Origin of the sequence: Giesbergeria sp. (genome assembly GCF_028686475.1) — a bacterium.
Classification (GTDB): domain Bacteria; phylum Pseudomonadota; class Gammaproteobacteria; order Burkholderiales; family Burkholderiaceae_C; genus Simplicispira.
The window spans coordinates 1-25,372 of sequence record NZ_JAQUCA010000013.1 but is presented as its reverse complement, the minus strand read 5'-3'; the positions used below and the strand labels follow the sequence as shown (position 1 = coordinate 25,372).

The 25,372-nt window shown below is 57.3% G+C and carries 27 protein-coding genes; 20 read left to right on the top strand and 7 right to left on the bottom strand.

Annotation, left to right across the window (positions count from 1 at the left end; translation table 11 throughout):
- Both PHX60_RS10070 and PHX60_RS10065 read right to left on the bottom strand, forming a co-directional pair.
- The gene (locus PHX60_RS10070; RefSeq protein ID WP_300077148.1) at positions 1 to 1,698 is read right to left on the bottom strand and encodes a sigma-54-dependent Fis family transcriptional regulator; all 1,698 of its coding nucleotides are present in this window, start codon (positions 1,696 to 1,698) and stop codon (positions 1 to 3) included.
- Between the two features lie 62 nt (positions 1,699 to 1,760).
- The gene (locus PHX60_RS10065; protein WP_300077147.1) at positions 1,761 to 1,958 is read right to left on the bottom strand and encodes a hypothetical protein; all 198 of its coding nucleotides are present in this window, start codon (positions 1,956 to 1,958) and stop codon (positions 1,761 to 1,763) included.
- Between the two features lie 33 nt (positions 1,959 to 1,991).
- On the opposite strand from PHX60_RS10065, the gene PHX60_RS10060 reads away from it, so the two are divergent.
- The 10 genes from PHX60_RS10060 (at position 1,992) to PHX60_RS10015 (ending at position 10,448) form a co-directional block, all read left to right on the top strand.
- On the top strand, positions 1,992 to 2,228 hold the full coding sequence (locus PHX60_RS10060; protein ID WP_300077146.1) for a phenol hydroxylase subunit: 237 nt from the start codon (positions 1,992 to 1,994) through the stop codon (positions 2,226 to 2,228).
- A 20-nt stretch (positions 2,229 to 2,248) separates the two neighbouring features.
- Positions 2,249 to 3,241, top strand: a complete 993-nt coding sequence (locus tag PHX60_RS10055) for a phenol hydroxylase (RefSeq protein ID WP_300077145.1) — start codon at positions 2,249 to 2,251, stop codon at positions 3,239 to 3,241.
- 15 nt (positions 3,242 to 3,256) lie between these two features.
- Positions 3,257 to 3,538 (top strand): MmoB/DmpM family protein, encoded by a 282-nt coding sequence (locus PHX60_RS10050; protein WP_300077144.1) that lies wholly within the window; start codon positions 3,257 to 3,259, stop codon positions 3,536 to 3,538.
- Positions 3,539 to 3,585: 47 nt separating this feature from the next.
- Positions 3,586 to 5,157, top strand: coding sequence for an aromatic/alkene/methane monooxygenase hydroxylase/oxygenase subunit alpha (locus tag PHX60_RS10045; RefSeq protein WP_300077143.1), 1,572 nt, complete (start codon positions 3,586 to 3,588; stop codon positions 5,155 to 5,157).
- Positions 5,157 to 5,513, top strand: coding sequence for a phenol hydroxylase subunit P4 (locus PHX60_RS10040; protein WP_300077142.1), 357 nt, complete (start codon positions 5,157 to 5,159; stop codon positions 5,511 to 5,513). Before PHX60_RS10045 ends, PHX60_RS10040 begins: the two co-directional genes overlap by 1 nt.
- Before the next feature lie 59 nt (positions 5,514 to 5,572).
- Positions 5,573 to 6,637, top strand: a complete 1,065-nt coding sequence (locus tag PHX60_RS10035) for a phenol 2-monooxygenase domain-containing protein (protein WP_300077141.1) — start codon at positions 5,573 to 5,575, stop codon at positions 6,635 to 6,637.
- 29 nt (positions 6,638 to 6,666) lie between these two features.
- Positions 6,667 to 7,014 carry a 2Fe-2S iron-sulfur cluster binding domain-containing protein gene (locus PHX60_RS10030; RefSeq protein WP_300077140.1) on the top strand — a complete coding sequence of 116 codons (348 nt, stop codon included), beginning with the start codon at positions 6,667 to 6,669 and terminating at the stop codon, positions 7,012 to 7,014.
- Between the two features lie 64 nt (positions 7,015 to 7,078).
- Positions 7,079 to 8,023 (top strand): catechol 2,3-dioxygenase, encoded by a 945-nt coding sequence (locus PHX60_RS10025; protein ID WP_300077139.1) that lies wholly within the window; start codon positions 7,079 to 7,081, stop codon positions 8,021 to 8,023.
- 561 nt (positions 8,024 to 8,584) lie between these two features.
- On the top strand, positions 8,585 to 9,490 hold the full coding sequence (locus PHX60_RS10020) for a transporter (RefSeq protein WP_300077138.1): 906 nt from the start codon (positions 8,585 to 8,587) through the stop codon (positions 9,488 to 9,490).
- Between the two features lie 106 nt (positions 9,491 to 9,596).
- Positions 9,597 to 10,448 carry an HpcH/HpaI aldolase/citrate lyase family protein gene (locus PHX60_RS10015; RefSeq protein WP_300077137.1) on the top strand — a complete coding sequence of 284 codons (852 nt, stop codon included), beginning with the start codon at positions 9,597 to 9,599 and terminating at the stop codon, positions 10,446 to 10,448.
- 33 nt (positions 10,449 to 10,481) lie between these two features.
- Here the strand turns inward: PHX60_RS10015 and PHX60_RS10010 are convergent, their stop codons facing one another.
- Complete coding sequence (locus PHX60_RS10010; protein WP_300077136.1) at positions 10,482 to 11,243, bottom strand: GntR family transcriptional regulator; 762 nt, start codon at positions 11,241 to 11,243, stop codon at positions 10,482 to 10,484.
- Positions 11,244 to 11,528: 285 nt separating this feature from the next.
- On the opposite strand from PHX60_RS10010, the gene PHX60_RS10005 reads away from it, so the two are divergent.
- The 10 genes from PHX60_RS10005 to PHX60_RS09960 all read left to right on the top strand — a co-directional run bounded on the left by PHX60_RS10005 (position 11,529) and on the right by PHX60_RS09960 (position 19,476).
- Positions 11,529 to 11,873, top strand: a complete 345-nt coding sequence (locus PHX60_RS10005; protein WP_300077135.1) for a 2Fe-2S iron-sulfur cluster binding domain-containing protein — start codon at positions 11,529 to 11,531, stop codon at positions 11,871 to 11,873.
- An 18-nt stretch (positions 11,874 to 11,891) separates the two neighbouring features.
- Complete coding sequence (locus PHX60_RS10000; RefSeq protein WP_300077134.1) at positions 11,892 to 12,818, top strand: catechol 2,3-dioxygenase; 927 nt, start codon at positions 11,892 to 11,894, stop codon at positions 12,816 to 12,818.
- Positions 12,818 to 13,261, top strand: coding sequence for a heme-binding protein (locus PHX60_RS09995; RefSeq protein ID WP_300077133.1), 444 nt, complete (start codon positions 12,818 to 12,820; stop codon positions 13,259 to 13,261). Before PHX60_RS10000 ends, PHX60_RS09995 begins: the two co-directional genes overlap by 1 nt.
- A 27-nt stretch (positions 13,262 to 13,288) precedes the next feature.
- Positions 13,289 to 14,743 (top strand): 2-hydroxymuconic semialdehyde dehydrogenase, encoded by a 1,455-nt coding sequence (locus PHX60_RS09990; RefSeq protein ID WP_300077132.1) that lies wholly within the window; start codon positions 13,289 to 13,291, stop codon positions 14,741 to 14,743.
- A gap of 11 nt (positions 14,744 to 14,754) precedes the next feature.
- Positions 14,755 to 15,606 carry an alpha/beta hydrolase gene (locus PHX60_RS09985; protein WP_300077131.1) on the top strand — a complete coding sequence of 284 codons (852 nt, stop codon included), beginning with the start codon at positions 14,755 to 14,757 and terminating at the stop codon, positions 15,604 to 15,606.
- 9 nt (positions 15,607 to 15,615) lie between these two features.
- Positions 15,616 to 16,398: a 2-oxopent-4-enoate hydratase gene (gene dmpE / locus PHX60_RS09980; RefSeq protein ID WP_300077130.1), complete on the top strand. Its 783-nt coding sequence runs from the start codon at positions 15,616 to 15,618 to the stop codon at positions 16,396 to 16,398.
- A gap of 19 nt (positions 16,399 to 16,417) precedes the next feature.
- On the top strand, positions 16,418 to 17,329 hold the full coding sequence (locus PHX60_RS09975) for an acetaldehyde dehydrogenase (acetylating) (protein WP_300077129.1): 912 nt from the start codon (positions 16,418 to 16,420) through the stop codon (positions 17,327 to 17,329).
- A gap of 12 nt (positions 17,330 to 17,341) precedes the next feature.
- On the top strand, positions 17,342 to 18,382 hold the full coding sequence (dmpG, locus tag PHX60_RS09970) for a 4-hydroxy-2-oxovalerate aldolase (RefSeq protein WP_300077128.1): 1,041 nt from the start codon (positions 17,342 to 17,344) through the stop codon (positions 18,380 to 18,382).
- Positions 18,383 to 18,391: 9 nt separating this feature from the next.
- Positions 18,392 to 19,180, top strand: coding sequence for a 2-oxo-3-hexenedioate decarboxylase (gene dmpH / locus PHX60_RS09965; RefSeq protein WP_300077127.1), 789 nt, complete (start codon positions 18,392 to 18,394; stop codon positions 19,178 to 19,180).
- Between the two features lie 104 nt (positions 19,181 to 19,284).
- Positions 19,285 to 19,476 carry a 2-hydroxymuconate tautomerase gene (locus PHX60_RS09960; protein ID WP_300077126.1) on the top strand — a complete coding sequence of 64 codons (192 nt, stop codon included), beginning with the start codon at positions 19,285 to 19,287 and terminating at the stop codon, positions 19,474 to 19,476.
- A 31-nt stretch (positions 19,477 to 19,507) separates the two neighbouring features.
- Here PHX60_RS09960 and PHX60_RS09955 read toward each other — a convergent pair whose 3' ends face one another.
- The 4 genes from PHX60_RS09955 to PHX60_RS09940 all read right to left on the bottom strand — a co-directional run bounded on the left by PHX60_RS09955 (position 19,508) and on the right by PHX60_RS09940 (position 25,222).
- On the bottom strand, positions 19,508 to 21,451 hold the full coding sequence (locus PHX60_RS09955; RefSeq protein ID WP_300077125.1) for a type II/IV secretion system protein: 1,944 nt from the start codon (positions 21,449 to 21,451) through the stop codon (positions 19,508 to 19,510).
- Between the two features lie 156 nt (positions 21,452 to 21,607).
- Positions 21,608 to 23,305, bottom strand: coding sequence for a serine/threonine protein kinase (locus PHX60_RS09950; protein WP_300077124.1), 1,698 nt, complete (start codon positions 23,303 to 23,305; stop codon positions 21,608 to 21,610).
- A gap of 16 nt (positions 23,306 to 23,321) precedes the next feature.
- On the bottom strand, positions 23,322 to 24,041 hold the full coding sequence (locus PHX60_RS09945) for a hypothetical protein (protein ID WP_300077123.1): 720 nt from the start codon (positions 24,039 to 24,041) through the stop codon (positions 23,322 to 23,324).
- Positions 24,042 to 24,049: 8 nt separating this feature from the next.
- Positions 24,050 to 25,222 carry a VWA domain-containing protein gene (locus PHX60_RS09940; protein WP_300077122.1) on the bottom strand — a complete coding sequence of 391 codons (1,173 nt, stop codon included), beginning with the start codon at positions 25,220 to 25,222 and terminating at the stop codon, positions 24,050 to 24,052.
- Between the last annotated feature and the right edge of the window lie 150 nt (positions 25,223 to 25,372).

Genomic DNA, 25,372 nt, shown 5'->3' with positions numbered 1-25,372 from the left:
TCAGGACGGCGCGCGCTCGTTCAGGCGCGACAGCCGGTAGCTCAATTGGGGCCGCGTCAGGCCCAAGGTGCGCGCAGCGGCCGACAGGTTGCCCCCGGCACGGGCCACGGCCTCGCGTATCAGGGTGTCTTCTAGCGCCTCTAACGATAGGCCGCTGTGCAGCAGGGTGTCGTAAAGTTGCGCCGATTGGGCAGCGGGTGCCGCCACGGTGCGCTCCAATGCGCCACGGGCATTGATGGTGGCCCCAGCTTGCACGGTGATGTGTGGAAACAGCATATCGGCATCCACACTTTCGTCCGAGGGGGTAAGAATCACGCCGCGCTCGATGAGGTTTTCTAGTTCGCGCACATTACCCGGCCAACGGTGCGCGCGCATCGCCAGCAGCGCTCGGTCGGTAAAGCCAGCCAAGCGCTTGCCGTGGCGCACGGCATATTTTTGCAGCAGGTACAGGGCGATGAGTTCAATATCATCGCCGCGTTCGCGCAGCGAGGGGATGCGAATCGGATAAACATTCAGCCGATAGAGCAAATCGCGCCGAAAGCGTCCTTCTTCTACCGCTTTTTCTAAATCGACATTGGTGGCGGCTACCACGCGCACATCGACGCGCCGCGCTTCGTGCCCGCCTAGGCGTTCAATTTCGCCCGTTTGCAGCACGCGCAGCAGCTTGGCCTGCACCGGCAGCGGCATTTCGCCCAGTTCGTCCAGCAGCAGCGTGCCGCCGTGGGCGCGTTCAAAACGGCCAATGCGTAAGGCGGAAGCGCCGGTGTAAGCGCCTTTTTCTGCGCCAAAAAGTTCGCTTTCAATCAATTCGGCGGGCAAGGCCGCGCAGTTGACGGCCACAAACGGTTTATCCGCCCGCGCTCCCATCGCGTGCAGCGCGCGCGCAAAGCGTTCTTTGCCGACACCGGTCTCGCCCGTCAGCAGCACCGTGACATCGGTGGCGGCGGCTTTGCGTAGCAGGGTGACGGTTTGCTCAAAAGCGCGCGAGCGCCCAATGATGCGCCCTAGGTCATCGGCGGGCTGTTCTAGCTGCGTGCGTAGGCTTTGCACCTGCGATTGCAATTCATCCAGTTGTACCAGCACCGAGTCGGGGTTGTAGTCGCGCGCGATGGTTTCGGCATCGGGCCATTCTTCGGCAAAGCGCCCTTCAATGCGGCAATGGTCGTGGCCACAAGCGGCGCATTGCACTTCTTTGAACAGCACCGAGCGCTTAAAAAACGCACTGGTGTAGCCCGAGGCATAGCCCAGCAACATCCAGCAAGTGGGTTCTTCTTGTGGGCCAAAGTCGCGCAACTGTGCTTCGACTTCCCAGCTGTGGTTCCAGCGAAATTGACCTGAAAAATGCCCACCCGCTTCATCGACTTCAAAAATTTCAGGGGTGACTTGCACCGCGCCCTCCAGCATGTGCAATTGCAAGCCCACGGCAAACATCTCAAACACGCTGGCACCGGGGCGTACTTGGCACGCCAGCAGGGCATCGCGCTCGCCCGAGGCATACCCGGCACGCAGCAGCAAGCGCCGGGTTTGCGCTGGCCCCAAGGTGTTGATGAGTTCGCGCCGCAGTGCGTGCAGTGCGGCGGCATGTACCAGCACCATGCGCTGGCCCGAGAGCCAAATGCGGCCATCACCCGCCGAAAAATGCACCAACCGACGCAGGTCGGCATCCGAGGGAAGAGCGAGGTTCTGGGCGACAGGCATGGGCAAACTATCGATAAATTGGCAATAAAGCAGAACCGGGTAAACCCTGAAAAAACAGCATTTCACCAAATGCGTATCAGGAATAAGCTTATTTTTATCAAATCATCATATTGCAACGCAACATTTTTTGCCAGATGAAACGCTAATCCCCCCAATGCCCCGCTGGCCCAGAAAACGGCAGATTTTGTAAGGACAAACCCTTGTTTTATCGACATTTTGCCCATTTGGGCCGCGCATGGCATGGCTTCTGCAATATCCAAGGCAGCCAGCCCAAAACCCCAAGGAGTTGATACATGACCACCCTCGCGCCAGCCACCTCCGATGACATCGCCTGCGATGTCTCGCGCCGGTTTGTGCGTGTGCTGCAAACACGCCCCAACGGTTTGGTGGAGTTTGAGTTTTCTATCGGCTGGCCCGAGCTGGCCGTCGAACTGATGCTGCCCCAGTTGGCCTTTGAGGCTTTTTGCCAGATTAACCGGGTTCAGCGCCTGGACGATGGCACAGCCACCCCGGTTTCCACCCCTGTTTGAGTTTGAGGAGACACCACAAGATGAACATCGACCTGCAAGCGCGCGAGATTAAACCCCAGCGCAACACCTTTGCCCGTGTGGCCAAGTACACCGGCGACAAAGCCGCATCGCGCTACCACGAGGCCACCTTGGGCATCCAGCCCACCACCAACTTCCACTACCGCCCCACTTGGGAGCCTGAGTTTGAGTTGTTTGACACGGGCCGCACCGCCGTCAAGCTGGCCGACTGGGATGCCCTGCGCGACCCGCGCCAGTACTACTACGCCAACTGGACGATGGCGCGTGCGCGCCAGCAAGAGGCGATGGAGTCCAACTACCAGTTTGTCGAATCGCGCGGCCTGATTGCCAAAACCAGCGATGCCCTGCGCGCCAAAGCGGTAGAAGTGCTGATGCCCCTGCGCCATGTGGCCTGGGGTGCCAACATGAACAACTGCAACATTTGCTCGCGTGGCTATGGCACGGCCTTCACCGCCCCGGCCATGATGCACGCGATGGACCAATTGGGCGTGGCCCAATACCTGACCCGTCTGGGTCTGGCCTTGGGCGAGCCTGGCGCGCTGGAGGCGGGCAAAAACGCTTGGCTGCAAGACCCGCGCTGGCAGGTACTGCGCCGCTTGGTCGAAGACAGCCTGGTGATTAACGACCCATTTGAGCTGTTTGTGGCGCAAAACTTGGCCTTGGATGGCCTGCTGTTCCCGCTGATTTACAACCACTTCGTCGATGACCAACTGGCCGTGCAAGGCGGCACTGCCGTGGCCATGCTCACTGCCTTTATGCCCGAGTGGCACACCGAATCCAACCGTTGGATTGATGCCGTGGTCAAGGTCGCTGCGGCAGAAAGCGCCGACAACCAAACCCTGATCAGCGGCTGGCTCCAGCGCTACGCCGATTTGGCCCAAGCCGCCTTGGCCCCGGTGGCCGAAATCGCTTTGGGTGCCGCTGGTGCCGAGGCCCTGCAAGCGGTGCGCGAAACCCTCAATGCCCGCGCCCGCAAGGCCGGTTTGGCCGTCTGACCGAGAGAGTGCTTCATGACCGAAATCGTTTCCAAAGTTTTCATTGCGCTGCAAGACAACGAAGAGTCGCGCCCGATTGTCGATGCCATTTTGGCCGACAACCCCGAAGCCAGCGCGGTGCATTCGCCCGGGCTGGTCAAAATTTCGGCCCCCGGCCGCTTGGTGGTGCGCCGCGAAACCATTGAAGAGCAAACCGGCCAACGCTTTGACCTGCAACAAATCCACGTCAACTTGGTGACCATCTCTGGCCACATCAACGAAGACGACGACGAGTTGAGCCTGAGCTGGCTGCGCTAAAGCCGCCACCCTACCCCCTGATTGCCGCAACCCAAGGAGTTCACACCATGGACGCACCCGTTACCAAAAAGAAACTTGGCCTGAAAGAACGCTACATCGCCATGACGCGCGATTTGGCCTGGGACACCACCTACCAACCGATGGACAAGGTGTTCCCTTACGACAAATACGAAGGCATCAAAATCCACGATTGGGACAAGTGGGAAGACCCCTTCCGCCTGACGATGGATGCCTACTGGAAATACCAGGGCGAAAAAGAGAAAAAGCTCTACGCCGTGATTGAGGCTTTTGCCCAAAACAACGGCCAGCTGGGCATTACCGATGCGCGCTATGTCAATGCGCTGAAAATCTTCTTGCAGGCCGTAACGCCGCTGGAATACCAAGCGCACCGGGGTTTTGCCCACGTGGGCCGCCACTTCACCGGCGCCGGTGCCCGCGTGGCCGCGCAAATGCAGTCGATTGACGAATTGCGCCACTGCCAGACCGAAACCCATGCCCTGTCGCACTACAACAAGTATTTCAACGGCCTGAACGAAGCCCCGCACATGTTCGACCGCGTGTGGTACCTGTCGGTGCCCAAGTCGTTCTTTGAAGATGCTGCCACGGCTGGCCCGTTCGAGTTCCTCACCGCCGTGAGCTTCTCATTCGAGTATGTGCTGACCAACCTGCTGTTTGTGCCCTTCATGAGCGGCGCGGCGCACAACGGCGATATGTCCACCGTGACCTTTGGCTTTTCGGCCCAGTCGGACGAATCGCGCCACATGACCTTGGGCATCGAGTGCATCAAGTTCATGCTGGAGCAAGACCCCGACAACGTGCCGATTGTGCAACGCTGGATTGATAAATGGTTCTGGCGCGGTTACCGCCTGCTCAGTATCGTGGCCATGATGCAAGATTACATGCTGCCCAAGCGCGTGATGAGCTGGAAAGAAGCCTGGGAGATGTACGCCGAAGAAAACGGCGGCGCGCTGTTCCGCGACTTGGCCCGTTATGGCATCCGCGAGCCTAAAGGCTGGAAGATGGCTTGCGAAGGCAAAGACCACATCAGCCACCAAGCTTGGAACACCTTCTACAACTACGCCGCTGCCGCGCCCTTCCACACTTGGGTGCCCAAAGAGGACGAACTCAACTGGCTGAGCGAAAAGTACCCCGAGACCTTCGATAAGTACTACCGCCCACGTCTGGAGCATTTCCACGCGCAGCAGCAAGACGGCAAGCGTTTTTACAACACCACGCTGCCCATGTTGTGTACCACTTGCCAGATTCCGATGTTCTTTACCGAACCCGGCGACCCGACCAAAATTTGCTACCGCGAGACCGACTACCAAGGCGACAAATACCACTTTTGCAGCGACGGTTGCAAAGAGATTTTTGACCACGAGCCGGAAAAATACGCGCAAGCTTGGCTGCCGGTGCATCAAATCTACCAAGGCAACTGCTTCCCTGAAGGCACCGACCCGACGGTAGAAGGCTTTGACCCGCTGGCCGCTGTGATGGCCTACTACCACCTGAATGTGGGCCGTGACAACTTCGACTTTGAAGGGTCGGAAGACCAGAAAAATTTTGCCGCCTGGCGCGGCGAAGAGCTGCCCGGCACAGCCAACGAAGGAGCCAAATAATGAGCGTTGTCGCCCTCAAGCCCTACGACTTTCCCGCCCGTGACCGGCGCGAAAACTTTCCAGCACCGTTGCTGTTCATTGGCTGGGAAGACCACCTGATGATTTGCGCTCCGGTAGCCCTGCCGCTGCCGCCCGAGACCCCGTTTGGCGCGCTGGCCACGGCGGTGCTGCCCGGAGTCTATGGTTTTCACCCAGACTTTGCCAAGATTGATTGGGATACAGTGGAGTGGCTCAAATCGGGCCAGCCTTGGAGCCCTGACCCGGCCAAATCGCTGCAAGACAACGGTCTGCAACACAAGGATGTGATTCGTTTTCGCACGCCGGGCCTCAAGGGCCTGAACGGCAACAGCATCTAACCCTTGACCCCTGAGCCGCCGCCGCGCGTTACAACGCGCGCGGCGACAGAGAGATTTTTATGAGCTACCAACTCACCATCGAACCCCTAGGCACCACCATCGAGGTGGAAGACGGCCAAACCTTGCTCGATGCCGCCCTGCGCCAAGGCATCTACATTCCGCACGCTTGCGGGCACGGTCTGTGTGGCACTTGCAAGGTGCAGGTCACCGATGGCGAGGTGGACCACGGAGCCGCCAATCCGTTTGCACTGATGGAAATGGAGCGCGACGACGGCAAAACGCTGGCCTGTTGCGCCACGCTGCAATCCGATGCCACCATCGAGGCCGACATCGAAGACGAGCCGGATGCCCAAATCATTCCGGTGCGCGACTTTGCCGCCACGGTGGCGCGCATTGAGCAGCTCACGCCCACCATCAAGGCGCTGCATTTGCGCCTGAACCAGCCCATTCGCTTTCAGGCCGGCCAGTATGTGCAGGTACAAATTCCGGGCGTGGAAGGCGGACGCGCGTTCTCGATTGCCAACGCCCCCGGTGCCGATGGCCAAAGCGATGAGATTGAACTCAATGTGCGCTTGGTGCCCGGCGGTGCGGGTACCACGTGGCTGCACCAATCCCTGAAAGAAGGCGATAGCGTGCAAATCACCGGCCCCTATGGCCGCTTCTTTGTGCGCCATTCGGCCAAATTGCCGATGGTGTTTATGGCCGGTGGTTCGGGCTTGTCCAGCCCGCGCTCGATGATTTTGGAGCTGTTGGCCCAAGGTCGTACCGAACCGATTACGCTGGTCTATGGCCAACGCACGCTCGAGGAGCTGTATTACGACGCAGAGTTTCGTGCGCTGGCGGCGCAATATGCCAATTTCACTTATGTGCCGGTGTTGTCCGAAGTGCCCGAAGGCTCGGAATGGAGCGGCGCACGCGGCTATGTGCATGATGCCGCCAAAGCGCATTTCAATGGCAACTTCTCTGGGCACAAGGCTTACCTGTGCGGCCCACCGCCCATGATTGAAGCCTGCCTTGGCACGCTGATGCAAGGGCGCTTGTTTGAGCGCGACATCTACACCGAGAAATTCCTCTCGGCAGCAGACGCGCAAAAAACGCGCAGCCCACTGTTCCGTAGCATTTAACCCAGCCTAGCCGCTCAAAGTTCATGACTTTGCCTGCTTCTCCGCTGCCTATCACGGTAGTGCAAACCGGCGACAGCTTTGACTGTTTTCCGCACGAAAACCTGCTCACGGGCATGTTGCGCCTAGGGCGCAAAGGTATTCCGGTGGGCTGTGTCAATGGCGGCTGTGGTGTCTGCAAAGTGCGTATTGTGGAAGGCAACGTGCGCCCGCTGGGGCCAATCAGCCGCGCCCACATCAGCCAAGCCGAAGAGGCCCAAGGCTACACTTTGGCTTGCCGTGTCGCACCTACCACGCCGGTGCGTTTAGAAGTCACTCCCCTGCTACGCAAACCCTTTTTGGGGCGCACATTGGGCGCACCCACCCCGGCAGTAGCCTAAGCGCTGCTGCCATTTTCCCCCACGATTTTTCAAAAAACGAGCAATTAACCAAAGGAGACATGCAATGGGTGTTTTAAGAATTGGCCACATCAGCATTCGCGTGATGGATATTGATGCCGCCGTCAAGCATTACGAAGAAGTGTTGGGCCTCAAAACCATGATGAAGGACAACGCCGGTAACGTGTATCTCAAGTGCTGGGACGAGTGGGACAAATACTCCCTCATCCTGACCCCGAGCGACCGCGCCGGTATCAACCATGTGGCCTTCAAAGTGCAAGACGATGCCGATTTGGATGCCTTGCAAACCCGCATTGAAGCTTGGGGCGTAAAAACCCAATGGCTCGAAGAAGGCGCTTTGCCCTCTACCGGACGCATGTTGCAGTTCAACCTGCCCAGCGGCCACGAAATGCGCCTGTATGCCATGAAAGAATACGTCGGCACCGATGTCGGCACGCTCAACCCTGACCCGTGGCCCGATGGCATCCGGGGCGCTGGCGCGCACTGGCTAGACCACTGCTTGCTGATGTGCGAGATGAACCCCGAAGCGGGCATCAATAAGGTGGAAGAAAACACCCGCTTCATGAAGGAGTGCTTGGACTTCTTCCTGACCGAGCAAATTTTGGTCGGCCCCGAAGGCAATATGCAGGCCGCCACCTGGATGGCGCGCACCAGCACGCCGCACGACATCGCGTTTGTCGGTGGCCCGGTCAATGGCTTGCACCACATCGCCTTCTTCTTGGATTCTTGGCACGATGTACTCAAGGCCGCTGATGTGATGGCCAAGAAGAAAGTCAAGATTGACGTCGCCCCGACACGCCACGGCATCACACGCGGCGAAACCATCTACTTCTTTGACCCGAGCGGCAACCGCAACGAAACCTTCGCCGGTTTGGGCTACTTGGCGCAACCCGACCGCCCCGTCACCACCTGGAGCGAAGACCGCCTCGGGAGCGGTATTTTTTACCACACCGGCGAGCTGGTGGCTTCGTTCACCGACGTTTACACCTAAGCCCTACCGCTGCCGCGTACTCCCCTTGGTGGGGGACGTTCCCTGCAAGGCAGGCCGTCCCCCTTAGCACGAAGCCCCCAAAGAAAGAAAATTAGTCAACTACCCCGACCTGAAGGTCGGAGCTTGGAAGGCGAAAGCTTTGCAAGTTCGGGTTGACCAGACCCAGCGCCCCGGATGCCTTAATCCGGGCTTCATTGCCGAGTAGAGCGGGCGCTACGTTGTGTACAGGTGCGAAGACTCACCTTGGGATGCTTCCTCAGTCCCAAGCTCTGAAAGTTCCGGTTGCAGACAAGCGACAGGGTAAGCACGAAACGGATCGGAACCACCCGCAAGGGCAAGCCGGTACACAACATGGTCGAGGGGAGCCGCACCGAAAGGTGCGCGTCACTAGGCCCTTACGGGCAGAGCCGCAAGGCCCAGCAGAGGTGAAAAGCCTTGCACTAATTTCTGTCAGTCGGGCTATTGAATGGACGTGAGCAGGTACCGGCCCAAAGCAAGGAACGCGATGCGTTCCGCGCTCTGCCTCCCCGGCATGAATGCCGAGGTTTCACGCGCAACCTGATGAAGAAAAATGCGATTGCCGGTGCCGTGCTGGCGCTGTTGGCCGGTCTGGCCCCCGTGGCCGCACAGGCCGAAGGCCACTATGTGCCCGGCGTAGAAGGCACCCAAGCGGCCAGCGTGCCGCCACCCGGTTTTTATTACTTGGGCTATGTGGTCAACTACAACATCAACAGCCTGCGCGTTCCGGGCACCAGCGATGACATCCCCGGCCACAACAGTGGTACCGTCACGGCGCTGGCCAACCGTTTTGTCTGGATGACTGGCCACAAAGTGCTGGGTGCCGACTATGGTGTCGAAGCCATTGTGCCGCTGATGCGTACTTCGCTCACCTTCAATACAGCAGACCCTCGTGGTGTCGTTGCCGATAGCCGCTCGGGCGTGGGCGACATCTACGTTGGCCCCTTGGTATTGGGTTGGCATGGCCCGCAGTGGGATGCCGTGGCCGCTGCTGGCGTGTGGTTGGATTCGGCCAGCACCAGCAACCCCGCATCGCCCGGCAAGGGTTACACCAGCACCATGCTCACCGGTGGCCTGACCTACTATTTTGACCCGGCCAAAACCATTGCGGGCGCCGCCCTGATGCGTTTCGAGCGCCACGGCAAAAAAGACGATGGCTTCCGCTATGGCAACCAAGTCACCGTGGAGTGGGGCTTGTCCAAAGCCTTTGGTCCGATGCAGGCCGGTGTGGTCGGTTACAGCCAATGGCAAACCAGCGATGACAGCGGCCTCGGTGCCCGTCCCAATGCCAAAGCCTCGCGCCACGCTTTGGGCGCAGAGCTGGTCTATCCGGTGGCTCCCGGCATGGCGCTCAAAGGCGCTTTTTACAAAGAGTTGAGTGCTGAATCTGGTAGCACACCCCAATCCAAGGGCTCTTTGCTGCGCCTGAGCATCGTCAAGGCGTTTTAATACAATACACTGCTGTATTGAAGAAAAAGCTGGGGTGTTCAGGTAACGCGCATCCCAGCTGTTTTATGGGCTGGGTCGCCGGTGCCCAGTCGATGCTGGAAAAAACATGTCCCTGCCCAATCTTACTTCCGCCCTGCCGCGCAATGCTTTTAAAGATGCCCTGGCAGCGGGTCAGCCCCAAATTGGCCTGTGGTTGGCCACGGCAGATGGTTATCTGGCCGAGATGCTGGCCGGTACCGGCTTTGATTGGTTGCTGATTGATGGCGAACATGCCCCCAATGACCTGCGCGCCGTATTGGCCCAGTTGCAGGCCATTGCCAGCGCAGCCAGCACCTTACCTGCCGGTGTGAGTTTGCCGCACCCCGTAGTGCGCTTGCCTTCGGGCGACCCGGTGTTGGTCAAGCAATTTATGGAGTTGGGCGCACAAACCCTGCTGGTGCCGATGGTGGACACGCCCGAGCAGGCCCAGACGCTGGCGCGCGCTATGCGCTACCCGCCCAGCGGCACGCGCGGCATGGGCAGCGGTTTGGCGCGCTCCTCGCGCTGGAACCGTTACCGCGATTACATCCACGAAGCCAATGACCAAGCCTGTCTGTTGGTGCAGGTAGAAACCGTCGAGGGCTTGGCCCATATTGATGCCATTGCCGCCACGCCGGGCGTGGAGGGGGTGTTTATCGGCCCGGTGGATTTGTCCACCTCGATGGGTTACCCCGGCCAAGTGGACCACCCCGAAGTCGTGGCGGCCATTGCCCACGGCATCCGCCGTATCCGCCATGCGGGCAAAGCTGCCGGGATTTTGTCCACCCAAGAAGACCAAGCCCAGCATTGGCTCGATGCCGGAGCGCTGTTCGTGGCCGTGGGGGTGGATATTAATTTGCTGGCGCTGGCGGCGCAATCTTTGGCGGCGCGGTTTCGCCAAGGCATGGTGGCACCCCAGCCCTCCAGCGGCGGTTACTGAGCCAGGACAAGCTGGATGTTGCCGTTGCTCGGTTCACTCCAGCGCGATGCTGGCACCAGCACCGCCATCATGGCCGTTGGGCAAAGTGAAGCTGCCGCTACGCAGGGCTTGGGCCAACAAATCGGGTGTGGCGCGAATGTGTGCTTCCAGCGCCAGCGCCGCGCGCGCTTCTTGCCCCGCCATCGCAGCTTCAAAAATAGCGCTGTGTTCGCTGTGGACATCGCGTGCCGCCCCGGCCAAGCCCATCGTGTAGCGCCGGTAGCGTTCGCTGTGGCGCGACAGCATCCGCAGCACTTTTTGCGTCCACGGCGATTGCTGGCCCGACAGCAGCGCTGCATGAAAACGCATGTTCAGTGCCTCCCATTGCGGGCGGTGTTCGCGCTGAATCGGTTGCTCCAAGGCCGACATGGCCTCGTAGCTGTGGCGCAGGGCTTCGCGCCAAGCGGTGCCGCCGTGGCGAATCGACTGGCGCAGCGCCTCCAATTCAATATGCAGGCGCAGCTGGGTAATGTCTTCCAACTCCTCCAGCGTGATGGGCGTGACGCGAAAGCCACGCTGGCCTTCCGCCGTGACCAGCGCATCGCTCACCAGCCGGGTAATGGCTTCGCGCAGTGTGCCCGCACCGACACCGTAATGCAGCTTCAAATGCTCCACGCGCAATTTATCGCCGGGCAAGTGCCGTCCTTCAATGATGTCATTACGCAACTGGGCATAGGCGCGTTCAATCAAAGTACGCGATGCACCCGCATCGCTGTCAGTAGCCACCGGGCTATCCATCTCCAAGGATGATTCCATGAAAATTCTCGATATTTTTGCTGTGAACATACCCCAAAAGGAGGGAGTCCATACCTTGCAAGAGGGTACAGGCAAACAAGGCAGTTTTTAGTTCGATGTTCTCGGTATATTTCTTGGCTTTTGTAAGGTCATATTATGAAAAAAGGCACAGGTTTGCTGGTCTTGCCATACTAGGTGTTTTCCCTTAAATCTCGAGATTTTTTCTCCATCCGCGCCAGAATCTGGCATATTTCAGGCCTTACCGCTGCATCTTGTATCCAAACCTGTACCCGAAAGCCTGAGCTTATGCCCAGTTACACCATCACCATCGAAGAAACCGGGCAAAGCTACCGCTGCTCCGACGAGTTGTCGTTGCTGGTGGGTATGGAAGCCTTGGGTAAGAAGGGAATTCCGGTGGGCTGCCGCAATGGTGGCTGTGGGGTCTGCAAGGTGCAAATCGTTCAGGGGCAATATGTGTCGCGTGTCATGAGCCGCGACCATGTGAGCGCCGAAGACGAAGCCCAAGGCCGGGTATTGTCGTGCCGGGTACGCCCGACCAGTGACATCACCTTGCGCGTGCTCGGAACCATGAAAAAGAACGTCTGCCGTCTGGTTGGGGCCGCAGATGCCTCTGCTGTCCCCTCAACCTGAAAAATTTGGAGAAACCCCATGGCAATCACTGGTGTTTTGCGCCCTGGTCACGCGGTGTTGCGCGTGTTGGATTTGGACGAGTCGGTTCACTTTTATACCGAAGTGTTGGGCCTAAAAGAAACCGGCCGCGACAAGTCGGGCCGCGTCTATTTCAAGTGCTGGGATGAACGCGACCACAACAGCTTTGTGATTCGCAAGGCCGACCGTGCCGGTATGGACTGCTTTGGCTTTAAGGTGCAAAACGTCGCCACGCTGAACACCTTAGAAGGCCGCCTGCGCGAGTATGGCGTCGTCACCGAGCGCGTGCCTGCCGGTGAAATGCTAGAGACCGGCGAGCGCGTGCGCTTTCACCTGCCCACCGGCCACCTGATTGAGCTGTATGCCGAGAAAACCTCGGTCGGCAATGGCTTGGGCGATACCAACCCCGAAGCTTGGCTGGCGGACCAAAAAGGCATTTCTCCCATCCGCATGGACCACGCGCTGATTTACGGTGGCGACATCGACGGCAACCGCAAGCTGTTTGAAGAAGTGCTGGACTTCACCTTGGTCGAGCGCGTCAAACTCGAAGACGGTGTGACCGATTTGGCCACTTGGCTGACCTGCTCCAACAAGGCGCACGACATCGCGATGGTGCGCCACCCCGAAGACAACAAACTGCACCACGTTTCCTTCTTGCTAGAAACTTGGGAGCAGGTGCTGCGCGCCGCCGACATTATGTCGATGAACCGCGTCTCGATTGACATCGGCCCGACGCGCCACGGCATTACCCGTGGCACCACCATTTACTTCTTTGACCCCTCGGGCAACCGTTTGGAAACCTTCAGCGGTGGCTACCAGTGGTACCCCGACCACACCCCCATCACTTGGACATGGGACCAAGTGGGCCGTGGCATTTTCTACCACGACCGCAAGCTCAACGAAGCCTTCTTGAACGTGGTGACCTGATGAGCATGGCACCCGAACTTTTGAGCGTGGTGCAGCACAACCTGTCTTGGCAGGCGGCCCATGCCGCTGCCGGGGCAGCCGCCGAGGCGGCGGCCCAAATGGGCGTGCTGGTCAACATCGCGGTAGTCGATTGCAGCGGCTTGCCCGCTGCTTTTGTGCGTCTGCCCGGCGCACCTTTGCACTCCATCGACATCGCTAAAGACAAGGCTTACACCGCTGTCGGTTTTGGCCTGCCTACCAGCCGCTGGCACCAAGCGCTGGAGTCACACTCCGAAGCGGTGCGCGAGGGCCTGCCGCAGCGCCCGCGCTTTGTTGGTTTTGGTGGTGGTCTGCCCATCGTTATCAACGGCCAGCGCGTCGGTGGCATTGGTGTCTCGGGTGGCAGCGAGGAAGAAGACGAAATCATTGCCCGCGCTGGTTTGCGTGCGCTGGGCTTGGCGTAATTGGCAATCAAGAGAAAAGGATTTCCCATGAAACAGGTACTGAACTTCATCAACGGCCAGCACGAGGCCAGCGACCAAACTTTCCCTAAGCATTCGCCGCTCAACAATGCCGTGATTGCCGATGTGCATGAAGCCAGCCGCGCCCAAGTGGATGCTGCCGTAACCGCTGCCCGCGCCGCTTTGGATGGCCCTTGGGGCAAAATGAGCGTGGCCGAGCGCGTCGAGCGCCTGTATGCCGTGGCCGATGGCATCAACAAGCGTTTTGACGAATTTCTGGCCGCCGAATGCGCCGACACCGGCAAGCCCCGCAGCTTGGCCAGCCATATCGACATCCCCCGTGGCGCGGCCAACTTCAAGGTGTTTGCCGATGTGGTCAAAAACGTGGCCACCGAATTTTTCGAGACCGCCACACCCGACGGCAAGAGCGCCATCAACTACGGCTACCGCACCCCCGTGGGCGTGGTCGGTGTGATTTGCCCTTGGAACCTGCCGCTGCTGCTCATGACATGGAAAGTCGGTCCTGCGCTGGCTTGCGGTAACACCGTGGTGGTCAAACCTTCGGAAGAAACCCCCCAAACCGCTGCCCTGTTGGGCGAGGTGATGAACGAAGCTGGCATTCCCCCCGGTGTCTATAACGTGGTGCATGGCTTTGGCCCCAATTCAGCCGGTGAGTTTGTCACGACCCACCCCGGCATTGATGCCATCACCTTCACCGGCGAAACCCGCACCGGCGAAGTCATCATGAAGGCGGCGGCCCACGGCGCGCGCCCGGTGAGCTTGGAAATGGGTGGCAAGAACGCCGCCATCATTTTTGAAGATGCCGATTTTGACGCTGCCATCGAAGGCACACTGCGTTCGGCTTTTGTCAACAGCGGCCAAGTCTGCTTGGGCACCGAGCGCGTCTATGTGCAGCGCCCGATTTTTGACAAGTTCGTCGCCGAGCTGAAGAAGCAAGTCGAAGGCTGGAAGATTGGTCTGCCCGAAGAGGCCGATACCAAACTTGGCCCCGTCATCAGCAAAGAACACCAAGCCAAGGTGCTGTCGTACTACAAGCTGGCGGTGGAAGAAGGCGCAACCGTGGTCACCGGCGGTGGCGTGCCCGATATGGGTGCGGCTTACGCCGATGGCGCTTGGGTGCAACCCACCATCTGGACGGGTCTGCCCGAAACCGCCCGCGTGGTCAAAGAAGAAATTTTTGGCCCCTGCTGCCATATCTCTCCCTTCGACACCGAAGAGGAAGTGCTGGCCAAGGCCAACGACAACGTCTATGGTTTGGCGACCGCCATTTGGACCCGCGATGTCTCGCGCGCGCACCGCGTGGCACAAAAAATGAAGGTTGGCCTGTCGTGGGTCAATAGCTGGTTCCTGCGCGATTTGCGTACCCCCTTCGGTGGTGCCAAGCAGTCGGGCATTGGCCGCGAAGGCGGCGTGCATTCGCTAGAGTTCTACACTGAACTCAAGAACGTTTGTATCAAACTCTAAGGAGCTAGGCCATGAGCAATCCAGAAATCGCTGGTTCGGTCATGGCTGCTGGCATCCGCACCAATGTGCATGATGTCGGCAGTGGCCACCCCGTTTTACTCATCCACGGCTCTGGCCCCGGCGTTTCTGCCTGGGCCAATTGGCGTTTGGTGATGCCCGAACTGGCGCAGCAAGCCCGCGTGATTGCCCCCGACATGGTGGGCTTTGGTTTTACCGACCGCCCGGCAGGCCAGCAGTACAACATGGACGAGTGGGTCAAGCAAGCGGTGGGCGTCTTGGACGCGCTGGGCATCGCCAAAACCGACTTGGTGGGCAACTCCTTTGGCGGTGCGCTGGCGCTGGCCCTGACCATTCGCCACCCAGAGCGCGTGCGCCGTTTGGTGCTGATGGGCAGCGTGGGCGTACCCTTCCCCATCACCAAGGGCTTGGATGATGTTTGGGGCTACGAAGCCTCGTTTGAGAACATGCGCCGCATCATGGACGTGTTCGCCTACGACCGCAATTTGGTCAATGACGAACTGGCCCGCCTGCGCTACGAAGCCAGCATCCGCCCCGGTTTCCAAGAATCGTTCTCGGCCATGTTCCCCGCGCCGCGCCAGCGTTGGGTCGATGCCATGTGCAGCGCCGAGGCCGACATCCGCGCCCTGCCGCACCAAGTGCTGATTGTGCATGGCCGCGATGACCAAGTGATTCCACTGTCCACCTCGCTCACTTTGTCACAATGGATTGCGCGCTCGCAATTGCACGTTTTTGGCCAATGCGGCCACTGGACGCAAATTGAGCATTCGGCCCGTTTTACCCGTCTGGTGCGCGACTTTTTGGCCGAGGCTGGCGATGCCGAGCCGACTCCCTTAAACCCCTAAGGACGACTGATGACCCCTGAACTCATTCAACAGCTGGGCGACGAGCTTTTTGAAGCGCTGCAAGGCCGCAAAACCTTGGCCCCGCTCACCACGCGCCACCCCGACATCACCATTGCCGATGCCTACGCCGTGCAGCAACGCATGATGGCACGCCGTTTGGCCGCTGGCGAAATCGTGATTGGCAAAAAAATCGGCGTCACCAGCAAAGCGGTGATGAACATGCTGGGCGTGTTTCAGCCTGATTTTGGCTGGCTGACCGATGGCATGGTCTATAACGAAGGCGAAGCCATTCCCGCTGATAGCCTGATTCAACCCAAGGCCGAAGGCGAAATCGCTTTCATGCTCAAAAAGACCCTCAAAGGCCCCGGCATCACCGCTGCCGATGTGTTGGCCGCTACCGATGGCGTGATGGCCTGCTTTGAGATTGTCGATTCGCGCATCCAAGATTGGAAAATCAAAATCCAAGACACCGTAGCCGACAACGCCTCCTGCGGTGTGTTTGTGCTGGGTGACCGCTTGGTGGACCCGCGCGATGTGGATTTGGCCACCTGCGGCATGGTGCTGGAAAAGAACGGCGAAATCGTCGCCACCGGCGCAGGTGCAGCCGCCCTGAACCACCCGGCCAACGCCGTGGCGTGGCTGGCCAATACCTTGGGTGAACACGGCATTGCCCTAGAGGCTGGTGAAGTGGTGTTGTCAGGCTCCTTGGGCATCATGGTGCCCGTGGCCGCTGGCGACAACCTGCGTGTGACCATTGGCGGCATCGGCGGTTGCTCGGTGCGCTTTGTCTAATTTTTTCGGAAGAACTGTAATGGCAAAAATCAAATGTGCCCTGATTGGGCCTGGCAACATTGGTACCGACTTGCTGGCCAAGCTGCAACGCAGCCCGGTGCTGGAACCCGTCTGGATGGTCGGGATTGACCCCGAATCCGACGGCCTCAAGCGCGCGCGCGAAATGGGCCTGAAAACCACCGCCGAAGGCGTGGATGGTTTGATTCCCCACATGAAGGCCGACGGCGTGCAAATCGTGTTTGACGCCACCAGCGCTTACGTCCACGCCGAAAACAGCCGCAAGGTGAACGAGCAAGGCGCGCTGATGATTGACCTGACACCAGCGGCCATCGGCCCCTACTGCGTGCCGCCGGTCAACCTGAAAGACCACGTAGGCAAGGGCGAGATGAACGTCAACATGGTCACTTGCGGCGGTCAGGCCACCATCCCGATGGTCGCTGCTGTGTCGCGCGTGCAGCCCGTAGCCTATGGCGAAATCGTGGCCACCGTGTCGTCCAAGTCGGTCGGCCCCGGCACACGCAAGAACATTGATGAATTTACCCGCACCACCGCTGGCGCGGTGGAAAAGGTGGGCGGTGCCAAAAAAGGCAAGGCCATCATCATTATCAACCCGGCTGAGCCACCGCTCATCATGCGCGACACCGTGCATTGCCTGACCGAAGGCGAGCCAGACCAAGCCGCCATCACCCAGTCCATCCACGACATGATTAAGGAAGTGCAAAAGTACGTGCCCGGTTATCGCTTGGTCAATGGCCCGGTGTTTGACGGCAACCGCGTCTCGGTCTTCTTGGAAGTAGAAGGCTTGGGCGACTACCTGCCCAAATACGCGGGCAACCTCGACATCATGACCGCTGCGGCTGCCCGCACCGCCGAGATGTTTGCCGAAGAAATGATTGCTGGCCGCCTGACCCTCAACCCCGTGGCCGCCTAAGGAGATACCAAGATGAGCAGTTCCCTCAAAGGCAAAAAAGTCCGTCTGCACGACATGACCCTGCGCGACGGTATGCACCCCAAGCGCCACCTGATGTCGCTGGAGCAAATGAAGTCCATCGCCACCGGCTTGGACGACGCTGGCATTCCGCTGATTGAAGTCACCCACGGCGACGGCTTGGGCGGTTCTTCCGTCAACTACGGCTTCCCAGCGCACACCGACGAAGAATACCTGGGCACCGTAGTGCCGCTGATGAAGCAAGCCAAAATCTCGGCGCTGCTGCTGCCCGGCATTGGCACGGTGGACCACCTGAAAATGGCGCACGAGCTGGGCGTTTCCACCATCCGCGTGGCTACCCACTGCACCGAGGCCGATGTGTCTGAACAGCACATCACCTTGGCGCGCAAAATGGGCATGGACACCGTGGGCTTCTTGATGATGGCGCACATGAACAGCGCTGAAGGCTTGGTCAAGCAAGCCAAGCTGATGGAAGGCTACGGCGCCAACTGTATCTACGTCACTGACTCGGCTGGCCACCTGCTGCCCGACGGCGTGAAAGAGCGCCTGAGCGCCGTGCGTGCCGCGCTGAAGCCTGAAACCGAATTGGGCTTCCACGGCCACCACAATTTGGCAATGGGCGTGGCCAACAGCTTGGCCGCGATTGAAGTCGGTGCCACCCGCATCGACGCCGCTGCCGCTGGTTTGGGCGCTGGCGCGGGCAACACCCCGATGGAAGTGCTGGTAGCCGTGTGCGACCTGATGGGCATTGAAACCGGCGTGGATGTGTTCAAAATCCAAGACGTGGCCGAAGATTTGGTGTTCCCCATCATGGACTTCCCCATCCGCATTGACCGCGATGCCCTGACGCTGGGTTACGCCGGTGTGTATGGCTCGTTCTTGCTGTTTGCCAAGCGCGCGGCTGTCAAGTACGGCATCTCGGCGCGCGAGATTTTGGTCGAAATGGGCCGCCGTGGCATGGTGGGTGGTCAAGAAGACATGATTGAAGACACCGCCCTGACCTTGGCCAAGGCGCGTGGTTTGAAAGTTTCCTAAGGAATTAACATGGCATTGAACGCATCCACGCTAGACCAACTGGCCCAGCACTTGGAAAACTGCCAGTTGCAGGCCCAAGATACCCTGAAAATCACCGAAGCCCACCCAGAAATGGATTGGGACGATGCCTACGCCATCCAAGACCGCATTTTGGCCAGCAAGCTGGGCAAGGGTGCGCGCGTGGTCGGCTACAAAGCCGGTTTGACCTCGCACGCCAAAATGAAGCAAATGGGCGTAACGGACCCGGTGTTTGGCTTCTTGGTGGACGAATACGTCGTGCCTGAAGGCGGCGAAGTCAAGGTGAGCGAGCTGATTCACCCCAAGGTCGAGCCAGAAATCTGCTTCATCACCCGCACCGAACTCAAAGGCCCCGGCTGCCATATTGGCGCGGTGCTGGCGGCTTGTGATGTGGTGCTGCCCGGCATTGAAGTGATTGACAGCCGTTACCGCGATTTCAAGTTTGACTTGAAGAGCGTGATTGCCGATAACACTTCGGCCTCGCGCTTCATTGTCGGTGGCCGCATTGCCTCGGCGCGTGACGTTGATTTGCGTACCTTGGGCGTAGTGCTAGAAAAGAACGGCGAGCCAGTAGCCTTGGGCGCTGGTGCCGCCGTGTTGGGCCATCCCGCCGCTGCTGTGGCCATGTTGGTCAACCACTTGGGCCGTCGGGGTCAATCCTTGCCTGCTGGTAGCCTGATTTTGTCGGGCGGCATCACCGAAGCCGTGCCGGTGCAAGCCGGTGACAATGTGACCCTGCGGATTCAAGACTTGGGCAGCGTCTCGGTGCGCTTCGTCTAAGGTCTGCGCGTATCCAGCGGCTTTAGCAGCCGTTTGACGGGGCCGCGCACTGCGTTGGCCCCGTTTTTTATTCCTATGTTTTGCCCTGATTTGGAGAAATTCCCATGCCCTTTGCCCAGATTTACATGATTGAAGGCCGTACCGAAGAACAAAAACGCGCCGTGATTGAAAAAGTCACCCAAGCCCTGAACGAAGCCGTGGGCGCGCCCAAAGAAAATATCCGCGTCTGGATTCAGGATGTGCCCAAAGAAAACTGGGGCATTGCCGGAGTCAGTGCCAAAGACTTGGGTCGCTAATCCAGCAACATCTGCCGCCAGCCTTTGCTGCTTATTGGTTGGTGGCGGCCAGCACCTCGGTCATGCTGGTCAAGCCTTGCAGCGCTTTTTCAATGCCATCTTGGCGCAGGGTACGCATCCCTGCCAACAAAGCGGCCTGCCGAATTTCCACAGCGGGGGCGCGCAGGCGGATATGCTGGCGCACCACATCGTCGCTGCTCATTAGCTCATGCAGGCCCAGCCGCCCCCGGTAGCCGTGCTGGTCGCACTGCTTGCAGCCTTGCGCGCGCCACAGCCTAACCTCTCCGTGTGCCGAACCATACTGCTGGTGCCAACGTTCAATCAGGTGGATGCGTGCCTCGGGTGTGTTTTGCAGTGGCGAGCCGCTGCCCAAGTATTGCGCGGCCAAGCGCTCTAGCGGCTCTGCACTCAGCACCAGTGGCGTAGCGCATTCGGGGCACAAGCGGCGCACCAGCCGCTGCGCCAAAATGGCCAACAGCGAATCTGAAAAATTAAACGGGTCTAGGCCCATTTCTAACAAGCGGGTAATGCTCTCGGGGGCCGAATTGGTGTGCAGGGTGGACAGCACCAAATGCCCGGTTAAAGAGGCTTCTACCGCGATGCGCGCCGTCTCTTCGTCGCGCATTTCGCCAATCATGATGACATCCGGGTCGGCGCGCAAAAAAGTACGCATGGCGGCGGCAAATGTCCAACCAATGCGCGGGTTGATTTGCACTTGGCGCAGGCCAGATTGGCTAATTTCTATCGGGTCTTCCGCCGTCCAGATTTTGCGCCCTTCGGTGTTGATGTCACGAATTACTGAATGCAGCGTGGTGGTTTTACCGCAGCCCGTAGGGCCACACACCAACAGCAGGCCATAGGGTTTTTTGACCATCTCGCGCAGCACCGCCAGTTGGCCCTTGCCCAAGCCTAGCAGTTCTAGCGGCAATGGCTTGGCACTGGCCAGCAAGCGCAGCACCACATCTTCTAGGCCGTGCGACGTCGGTACCGTAACCGCGCGCAACTCCAGCGCCGAGCCACCAAAGCGCGCAAAATCAATTTTGCCGTCTTGGGGTTTGCGGTGTTCCGAGATGTCCATGTTGGCCATGATTTTGATGCGCGCCACCATTGCGTAGCGAAAGCGCGCGGGCAGCTCCAGATAGCTGATTAAGCGGCCATCGACGCGCAAACGAATACGCACGTTTTGCGGTGCTGGTTCGGTTTCGATGTGGATGTCAGAAGCGCGGTGGGCAATCGCCTCTTCAATCACCGTGTTAATCAGGCGCACCAAGGTGTTGTCCGATTCACTGACGGTCTCAGTCTCGACCGCATCGGCCTCCTCCAAAACCCCTGACAGGCTGCTCAGCAGTTCGCGCGAGCTGGCCCGTGTGGCCGTGGTGGCGGCACGCCCTTCGCCTGTGGTGGCCGCCACAGCCGCTTTGGGGGTGGCCGTGGGGTAGGTGCGGTAGGCGTTGGCAATCGCGGGCATGAGCGTGCCGGGGGCCGCCTGCAAGGCAATCGGGCGGCGCTGGGTTAAAAAACGCAACTCATCGAGCAGGGCGCGATCTGAAGAGTCGGCCACCAACACCACCAAGGCATCTTCGCGTGCCAACAGCGGCAGCACCGCTTCGCGTTCGGCCACGTTGCGCGGTACCAGTGCCAGCGCTACGGGGTCTGGGTGGATTTGGCTTGGGTCCACCAAGTGCGTGCCCAACCAAGAGGCAATCACTTTTTGCAATTGGGTCGCGCTGACATGGCCGTATTCGACCAAAATTTGGCCGATAGGGCGTTGTTGCCCCTGCTCCCGTTCGGTTTGCTGTAACTTGAGGCTCTCGGCCAAGGTGCTGGCATCCAACACCTGGGCTTGAATCAGGGCCTCGCCCAAATGCCGCGCCTGCCCTAAAGTAGGATGGGGGTTGGTGGCCAAAGTCCATAGTTCATCCGCATGGTGCGGCGTGAAATAGGAGGTGGCTGCAACATGAGAAGTATCAGGCATCAAAGATAAAGCAACCCAGGGTTTGCCAATGTATAAACGATAAAGATACATATCGCTACTGTCGGTGGCGATAGTTGCGATGGTATGGGCAATGCCAGTCGTAAAATCGGGGGAAGATTTAAATATTCTATGGATCGATGGTAAAAAATTTTGTCACTATCCAAAAAGCCAATTAAATATTTTTTCTACAACACCCTTTTCCCTTGCAGGTAACTTGTGTTGATCTGTATTTGCCTCTTGATTCGATGATTGGGGTGAAGAATGTCGTGGAGGCGTGTACGGAGTGTTACTGGGCTTAGTACTTGATGGCGGTGAGGCTGGGTGATTTGCCGCACGAATTTTTTCAATAGCTTCTCGATTTGCAGCACTTGCTGAAGAACCTGTTGGTTTCAGTGGTGTTGGTTGTGGTGTAGGGGCAGGGGAGAGCCGAATAGGCACAGTAGATGTCGCCGGTCTTCCTTTGATACGATCAAGGGCTTCTTGATTGGAGGATGTTGTAAATTTTGGTATGTTGGCGGTGGAGCCAGCTAAACGCCATTTGGCATCAGATTCAGCAACGAATGTCATTTGACCGGAACTCGTTATACTGATCGACAAGTGGGAGTATTTGAACTTTGGATTAGAGTATGGTGGCTCCATTAATCCGACAACACTCAACCATTTTCCTATCCAAGTTTCGTCTGGTGGTGTCTTTATTGCAGCCAACCCCTCAGACCAAATAGATACCTTGAAAATTCTGCCACGCCAATCCCCGAAGTTGATAAAAACATAGGGGTCTCCATTTCGGGTGTGATTTGTTTTAACTTCGAGAATTCTACCTATCACCTCCACCCTATCACCGACGTGTTGCAAGCAGGCTTGGTAATCCATTGCAGAAAGCACATCATAGGCGCTTATGTAGCCTGTCTTTCGATTGTTGGGCTTGTCCAATCCAGTCAATGTGACTGCCTGGTTTGGAGTTTGCTTCCCACTTAAAAAATCTGCAAGGCTTGGCACCTTCTCTATTGGAGATTTGCAGATAGAAGCAAAATTTTTGATGTCAACTTCTATCGCCGGATTCGAAGAAAGAAGGGCGAAAGTTTGGGATGACTCAGGATCAATAAAGTCATTGGCTCGGAAAAGAATTGCATCTACTTCCGATTTTGTTTTATTCCACAGATTAGGATCGAGGCGCAATGCTTTAAGAGTTACTGCCAACAAAATTAGCGAGAATCTGTCGATTTTTTGATCGTATGGATTAGTCGATTGACGTTGCGGATGTTGGAAGTTGGCATGGCCAAGTTCTGTACTTCCAATATTTTTTAGTTCTTCAACATACATGCCATCGTAATCAATCAACTGGACTACCGAGCCACCAGCTGATACCATTAAGTTCCCTGTTTGTAAATCTCCGTGTGCAATTTTTTCCTTTTCCAAAAAGGCTGCTAAAGAGTAAATGGAGTTGGACAGCTTTGATAAGGCAGAGGCGTTTGAGCGGTTGACTTCAAGAAACTCGCCAAGGGTTTCTCCTTTGGCCCAAGTCATCTTCACAATTGGGTAGCCAACACCGTCAACCTTAATGCCTTGCGGTTGAAACTCGAAATCGAGAAAATATGGAGAATTCAGAGATGAAATTCGCTTGGAAATAGAAAAATAGCGTTGTTGCAGCGCCTTGGATTCTCTGTGAAAGCAGCGAACAGCGAATTTCTTAGTCCCAGAATTTATCGTGTAGGTCAACGCGAAGCCACCGCTGATGACTAATGGCAGACCCAAGCCTGTCGTAGCTATTGTTCCAGTTTTTAGTTCGGGATCTGCGAGCAGTCTTTCATGAAGCTGAAATGCTTGGTTGTATTGCTCAAGGGACGGATAAGCCATCGCTAATCGGCCAGCCTCAGAAGGAAAGAATAATCAATGTCGAGTCGTCCACACGCATGCGTTTAGCGGAACGCTCTTCGGTCACTAACTCGCAAAGCTCTTGCTCTGTCGTCAATGAGGAAAGTCTCTCCAAACCATCAGTGGAAGCTAACGCATGCCGCAGAGCCCACTCGCCCAAAGCATCGGTCATACAGTAAAGCCGAGGATCGACGTAATCTTTCAAATGAATATTCTTAAAGGTTTTTTCACAAAATTCAGTTTCTACGATGAAGGCGTTGTGTTGCGCCAGTGTGGAGAGTAGTGTGGGGTGATCTTTGAAGCGCTCGGGGTCTGTAATTGGCCAGGCTTTGATAAATCGACCTTCGTCAACGAGTAAAGCCGAACAATCTCCAATAGCTAATATGTCCACCACTCGATGTACCGGATCGAAGTCAATTCCGAGTAGCGTCGAAAAGCTTCCACGCTCATAGGAAGATTGTTGCGACCAAGACATATTAGGGAAATCATGGGCGGCTATATATATGCTTAAAGCATCGATAATCCACTTAGAACCAAAATTAGGGTCAGCCGCGAATTTTTCTGAAATGATCTTCGCCCAAAGCTGGGAGTTGTAGGACTCGCTGGCACCATCGCATAGACCGAGCCGAAAACCGTCGTCCGAAAAGCAAAACTGGTCTTCGTTCAAACCAGGCTCTTGGAGATCCTTTGGACAGGTGCCAGAAAATTCCTTTTTCATATGAGAGCTCAACGGAGCTGAGAGGCACGAGTCCCTATATCGAAAAAGTCAACGATTTCCACCGCGTCGGCATTAAACATAAAACCACGAGATTCAGCATCTACGGCATAACCTTTTTCTTTTGCGAAGCCTAAAACGTGCTGGGGAAATTGACTGGACATCCGGAAGAGCATATTGGCGTAGCTATCAGGCAATCTATTCTCGGAAGATGGAAATCTGATGGGATCGGTTCCAAGCGTGCTGACATGAATGTTCAGAATGAGAACCTCGCCATCGTTTGTTCGAATCGCTCCAAGGTGTTTGGCGATTTCCTCTGGATCACCATCTGTCGATTCGCCGTCAGTGACATGTAAAACGGTGGGTGGGTAGCTGTTGGGATGTGTATCACACCATGCGACCAACTCTTCTGCCGCTTTGGACAAAGCCTCCCTCATGGGTGTGCCACCGCTAGCCTTGGGTTCGAACCAGACAGGAAATTTGATGTTGGTTTCTATAATTCCGCCAGCGCCATCATCCATCTTGCGCTTACGATCTTCAACGCGCACCGGGTTTTTTTCGATCATCGAAATTGGATTGATTGGATTGGTGCCTAGCACACCGGAGAAGCCGTTTGAGACACTTGACCCTCCATACCCAATGACACCAACTTCAAAGTAGTCTCTCACACCTTCCGATTTGCTACAACGGGTCACAAGGTTTAACAATGTCCGGTTCAGAGCATCGGCGACGAACTCCGCTTTAGTCTTGCCCGATGACATCTTGTCAGACATGGAGCCTGATTGATCGACGATGAACAAGAACGCAGTTGGACTGTTTCGACTAATTTGAGTTTCGTAAGCCATCGGATTCCCTATGTTGTTTTCCACTGAATGTCGTAGCGAATAATACGCGAAATTAAAGTCACTTCCTGCGGTAGCTAGAAATTGCGCCGTACTTACATGCCCGTATTCGACCAAAATTTGGCCGATAGGGCGCTCATGCCCCTGTTCGCGTTCGGTTTGCTGTAACTTGAGGCTCTCGGCCAAGGTGCTGGCATCCAACACCTGGGCTTGAATCAGGGCCTCGCCCAAATGCCGCGCCTGCCCTAACGTAGGATGGGGGTTGGTGGCCAAGGCCCAAAGTTCGTCCGCATGGTGTGGCGTGAAATAGGAGGCGGCTACAGCATCAGAAGTATCGGGCATGGCGGATAAAGGGCAATCTTGGGTGGTGGTGGTAAAATTTCAAATGTTTTCAATTTTTTTTGTTTTTAAAATTATTAACTTCTAAATAAAAGATTTAAATTATACTTTCGTATAAAAAGATGAGTGACAAGGTTGTGAAATTCATCGGAT

Bases quoted from the DNA above. Each gene is read 5' to 3' on its own strand.
- PHX60_RS10040 (WP_300077142.1), top strand. From the start codon at position 5,157: ATGAGCGTTGTCGCCCTCAAGCCCTACGACTTTCCCGCCCGTGACCGG.
- PHX60_RS10015 (WP_300077137.1), top strand. From the start codon at position 9,597: ATGTCCCTGCCCAATCTTACTTCCGCCCTGCCGCGCAATGCTTTTAAA.
- PHX60_RS09950 (WP_300077124.1), bottom strand. From the start codon at position 23,305: ATGGCTTATCCGTCCCTTGAGCAATACAACCAAGCATTTCAGCTTCAT.
- PHX60_RS09990 (WP_300077132.1), top strand. From the start codon at position 13,289: ATGAAACAGGTACTGAACTTCATCAACGGCCAGCACGAGGCCAGCGAC.
- PHX60_RS09955 (WP_300077125.1), bottom strand. From the start codon at position 21,451: ATGCCTGATACTTCTCATGTTGCAGCCACCTCCTATTTCACGCCGCAC.
- PHX60_RS10035 (WP_300077141.1), top strand. From the start codon at position 5,573: ATGAGCTACCAACTCACCATCGAACCCCTAGGCACCACCATCGAGGTG.
- PHX60_RS10050 (WP_300077144.1), top strand. From the start codon at position 3,257: ATGACCGAAATCGTTTCCAAAGTTTTCATTGCGCTGCAAGACAACGAA.
- PHX60_RS10000 (WP_300077134.1), top strand. From the start codon at position 11,892: ATGGCAATCACTGGTGTTTTGCGCCCTGGTCACGCGGTGTTGCGCGTG.
- PHX60_RS09995 (WP_300077133.1), top strand. From the start codon at position 12,818: ATGAGCATGGCACCCGAACTTTTGAGCGTGGTGCAGCACAACCTGTCT.
- PHX60_RS10020 (WP_300077138.1), top strand. From the start codon at position 8,585: ATGAAGAAAAATGCGATTGCCGGTGCCGTGCTGGCGCTGTTGGCCGGT.
- PHX60_RS09975 (WP_300077129.1), top strand. From the start codon at position 16,418: ATGGCAAAAATCAAATGTGCCCTGATTGGGCCTGGCAACATTGGTACC.
- PHX60_RS09985 (WP_300077131.1), top strand. From the start codon at position 14,755: ATGAGCAATCCAGAAATCGCTGGTTCGGTCATGGCTGCTGGCATCCGC.
- dmpE (WP_300077130.1), top strand. From the start codon at position 15,616: ATGACCCCTGAACTCATTCAACAGCTGGGCGACGAGCTTTTTGAAGCG.
- PHX60_RS10060 (WP_300077146.1), top strand. From the start codon at position 1,992: ATGACCACCCTCGCGCCAGCCACCTCCGATGACATCGCCTGCGATGTC.
- PHX60_RS10010 (WP_300077136.1), bottom strand. From the start codon at position 11,243: ATGGAATCATCCTTGGAGATGGATAGCCCGGTGGCTACTGACAGCGAT.
- PHX60_RS10070 (WP_300077148.1), bottom strand. From the start codon at position 1,698: ATGCCTGTCGCCCAGAACCTCGCTCTTCCCTCGGATGCCGACCTGCGT.
- PHX60_RS10055 (WP_300077145.1), top strand. From the start codon at position 2,249: ATGAACATCGACCTGCAAGCGCGCGAGATTAAACCCCAGCGCAACACC.
- PHX60_RS09945 (WP_300077123.1), bottom strand. From the start codon at position 24,041: ATGAAAAAGGAATTTTCTGGCACCTGTCCAAAGGATCTCCAAGAGCCT.
- PHX60_RS09940 (WP_300077122.1), bottom strand. From the start codon at position 25,222: ATGCCCGATACTTCTGATGCTGTAGCCGCCTCCTATTTCACGCCACAC.
- dmpG (WP_300077128.1), top strand. From the start codon at position 17,342: ATGAGCAGTTCCCTCAAAGGCAAAAAAGTCCGTCTGCACGACATGACC.
- PHX60_RS10005 (WP_300077135.1), top strand. From the start codon at position 11,529: ATGCCCAGTTACACCATCACCATCGAAGAAACCGGGCAAAGCTACCGC.
- dmpH (WP_300077127.1), top strand. From the start codon at position 18,392: ATGGCATTGAACGCATCCACGCTAGACCAACTGGCCCAGCACTTGGAA.
- PHX60_RS09960 (WP_300077126.1), top strand. From the start codon at position 19,285: ATGCCCTTTGCCCAGATTTACATGATTGAAGGCCGTACCGAAGAACAA.
- PHX60_RS10045 (WP_300077143.1), top strand. From the start codon at position 3,586: ATGGACGCACCCGTTACCAAAAAGAAACTTGGCCTGAAAGAACGCTAC.
- PHX60_RS10025 (WP_300077139.1), top strand. From the start codon at position 7,079: ATGGGTGTTTTAAGAATTGGCCACATCAGCATTCGCGTGATGGATATT.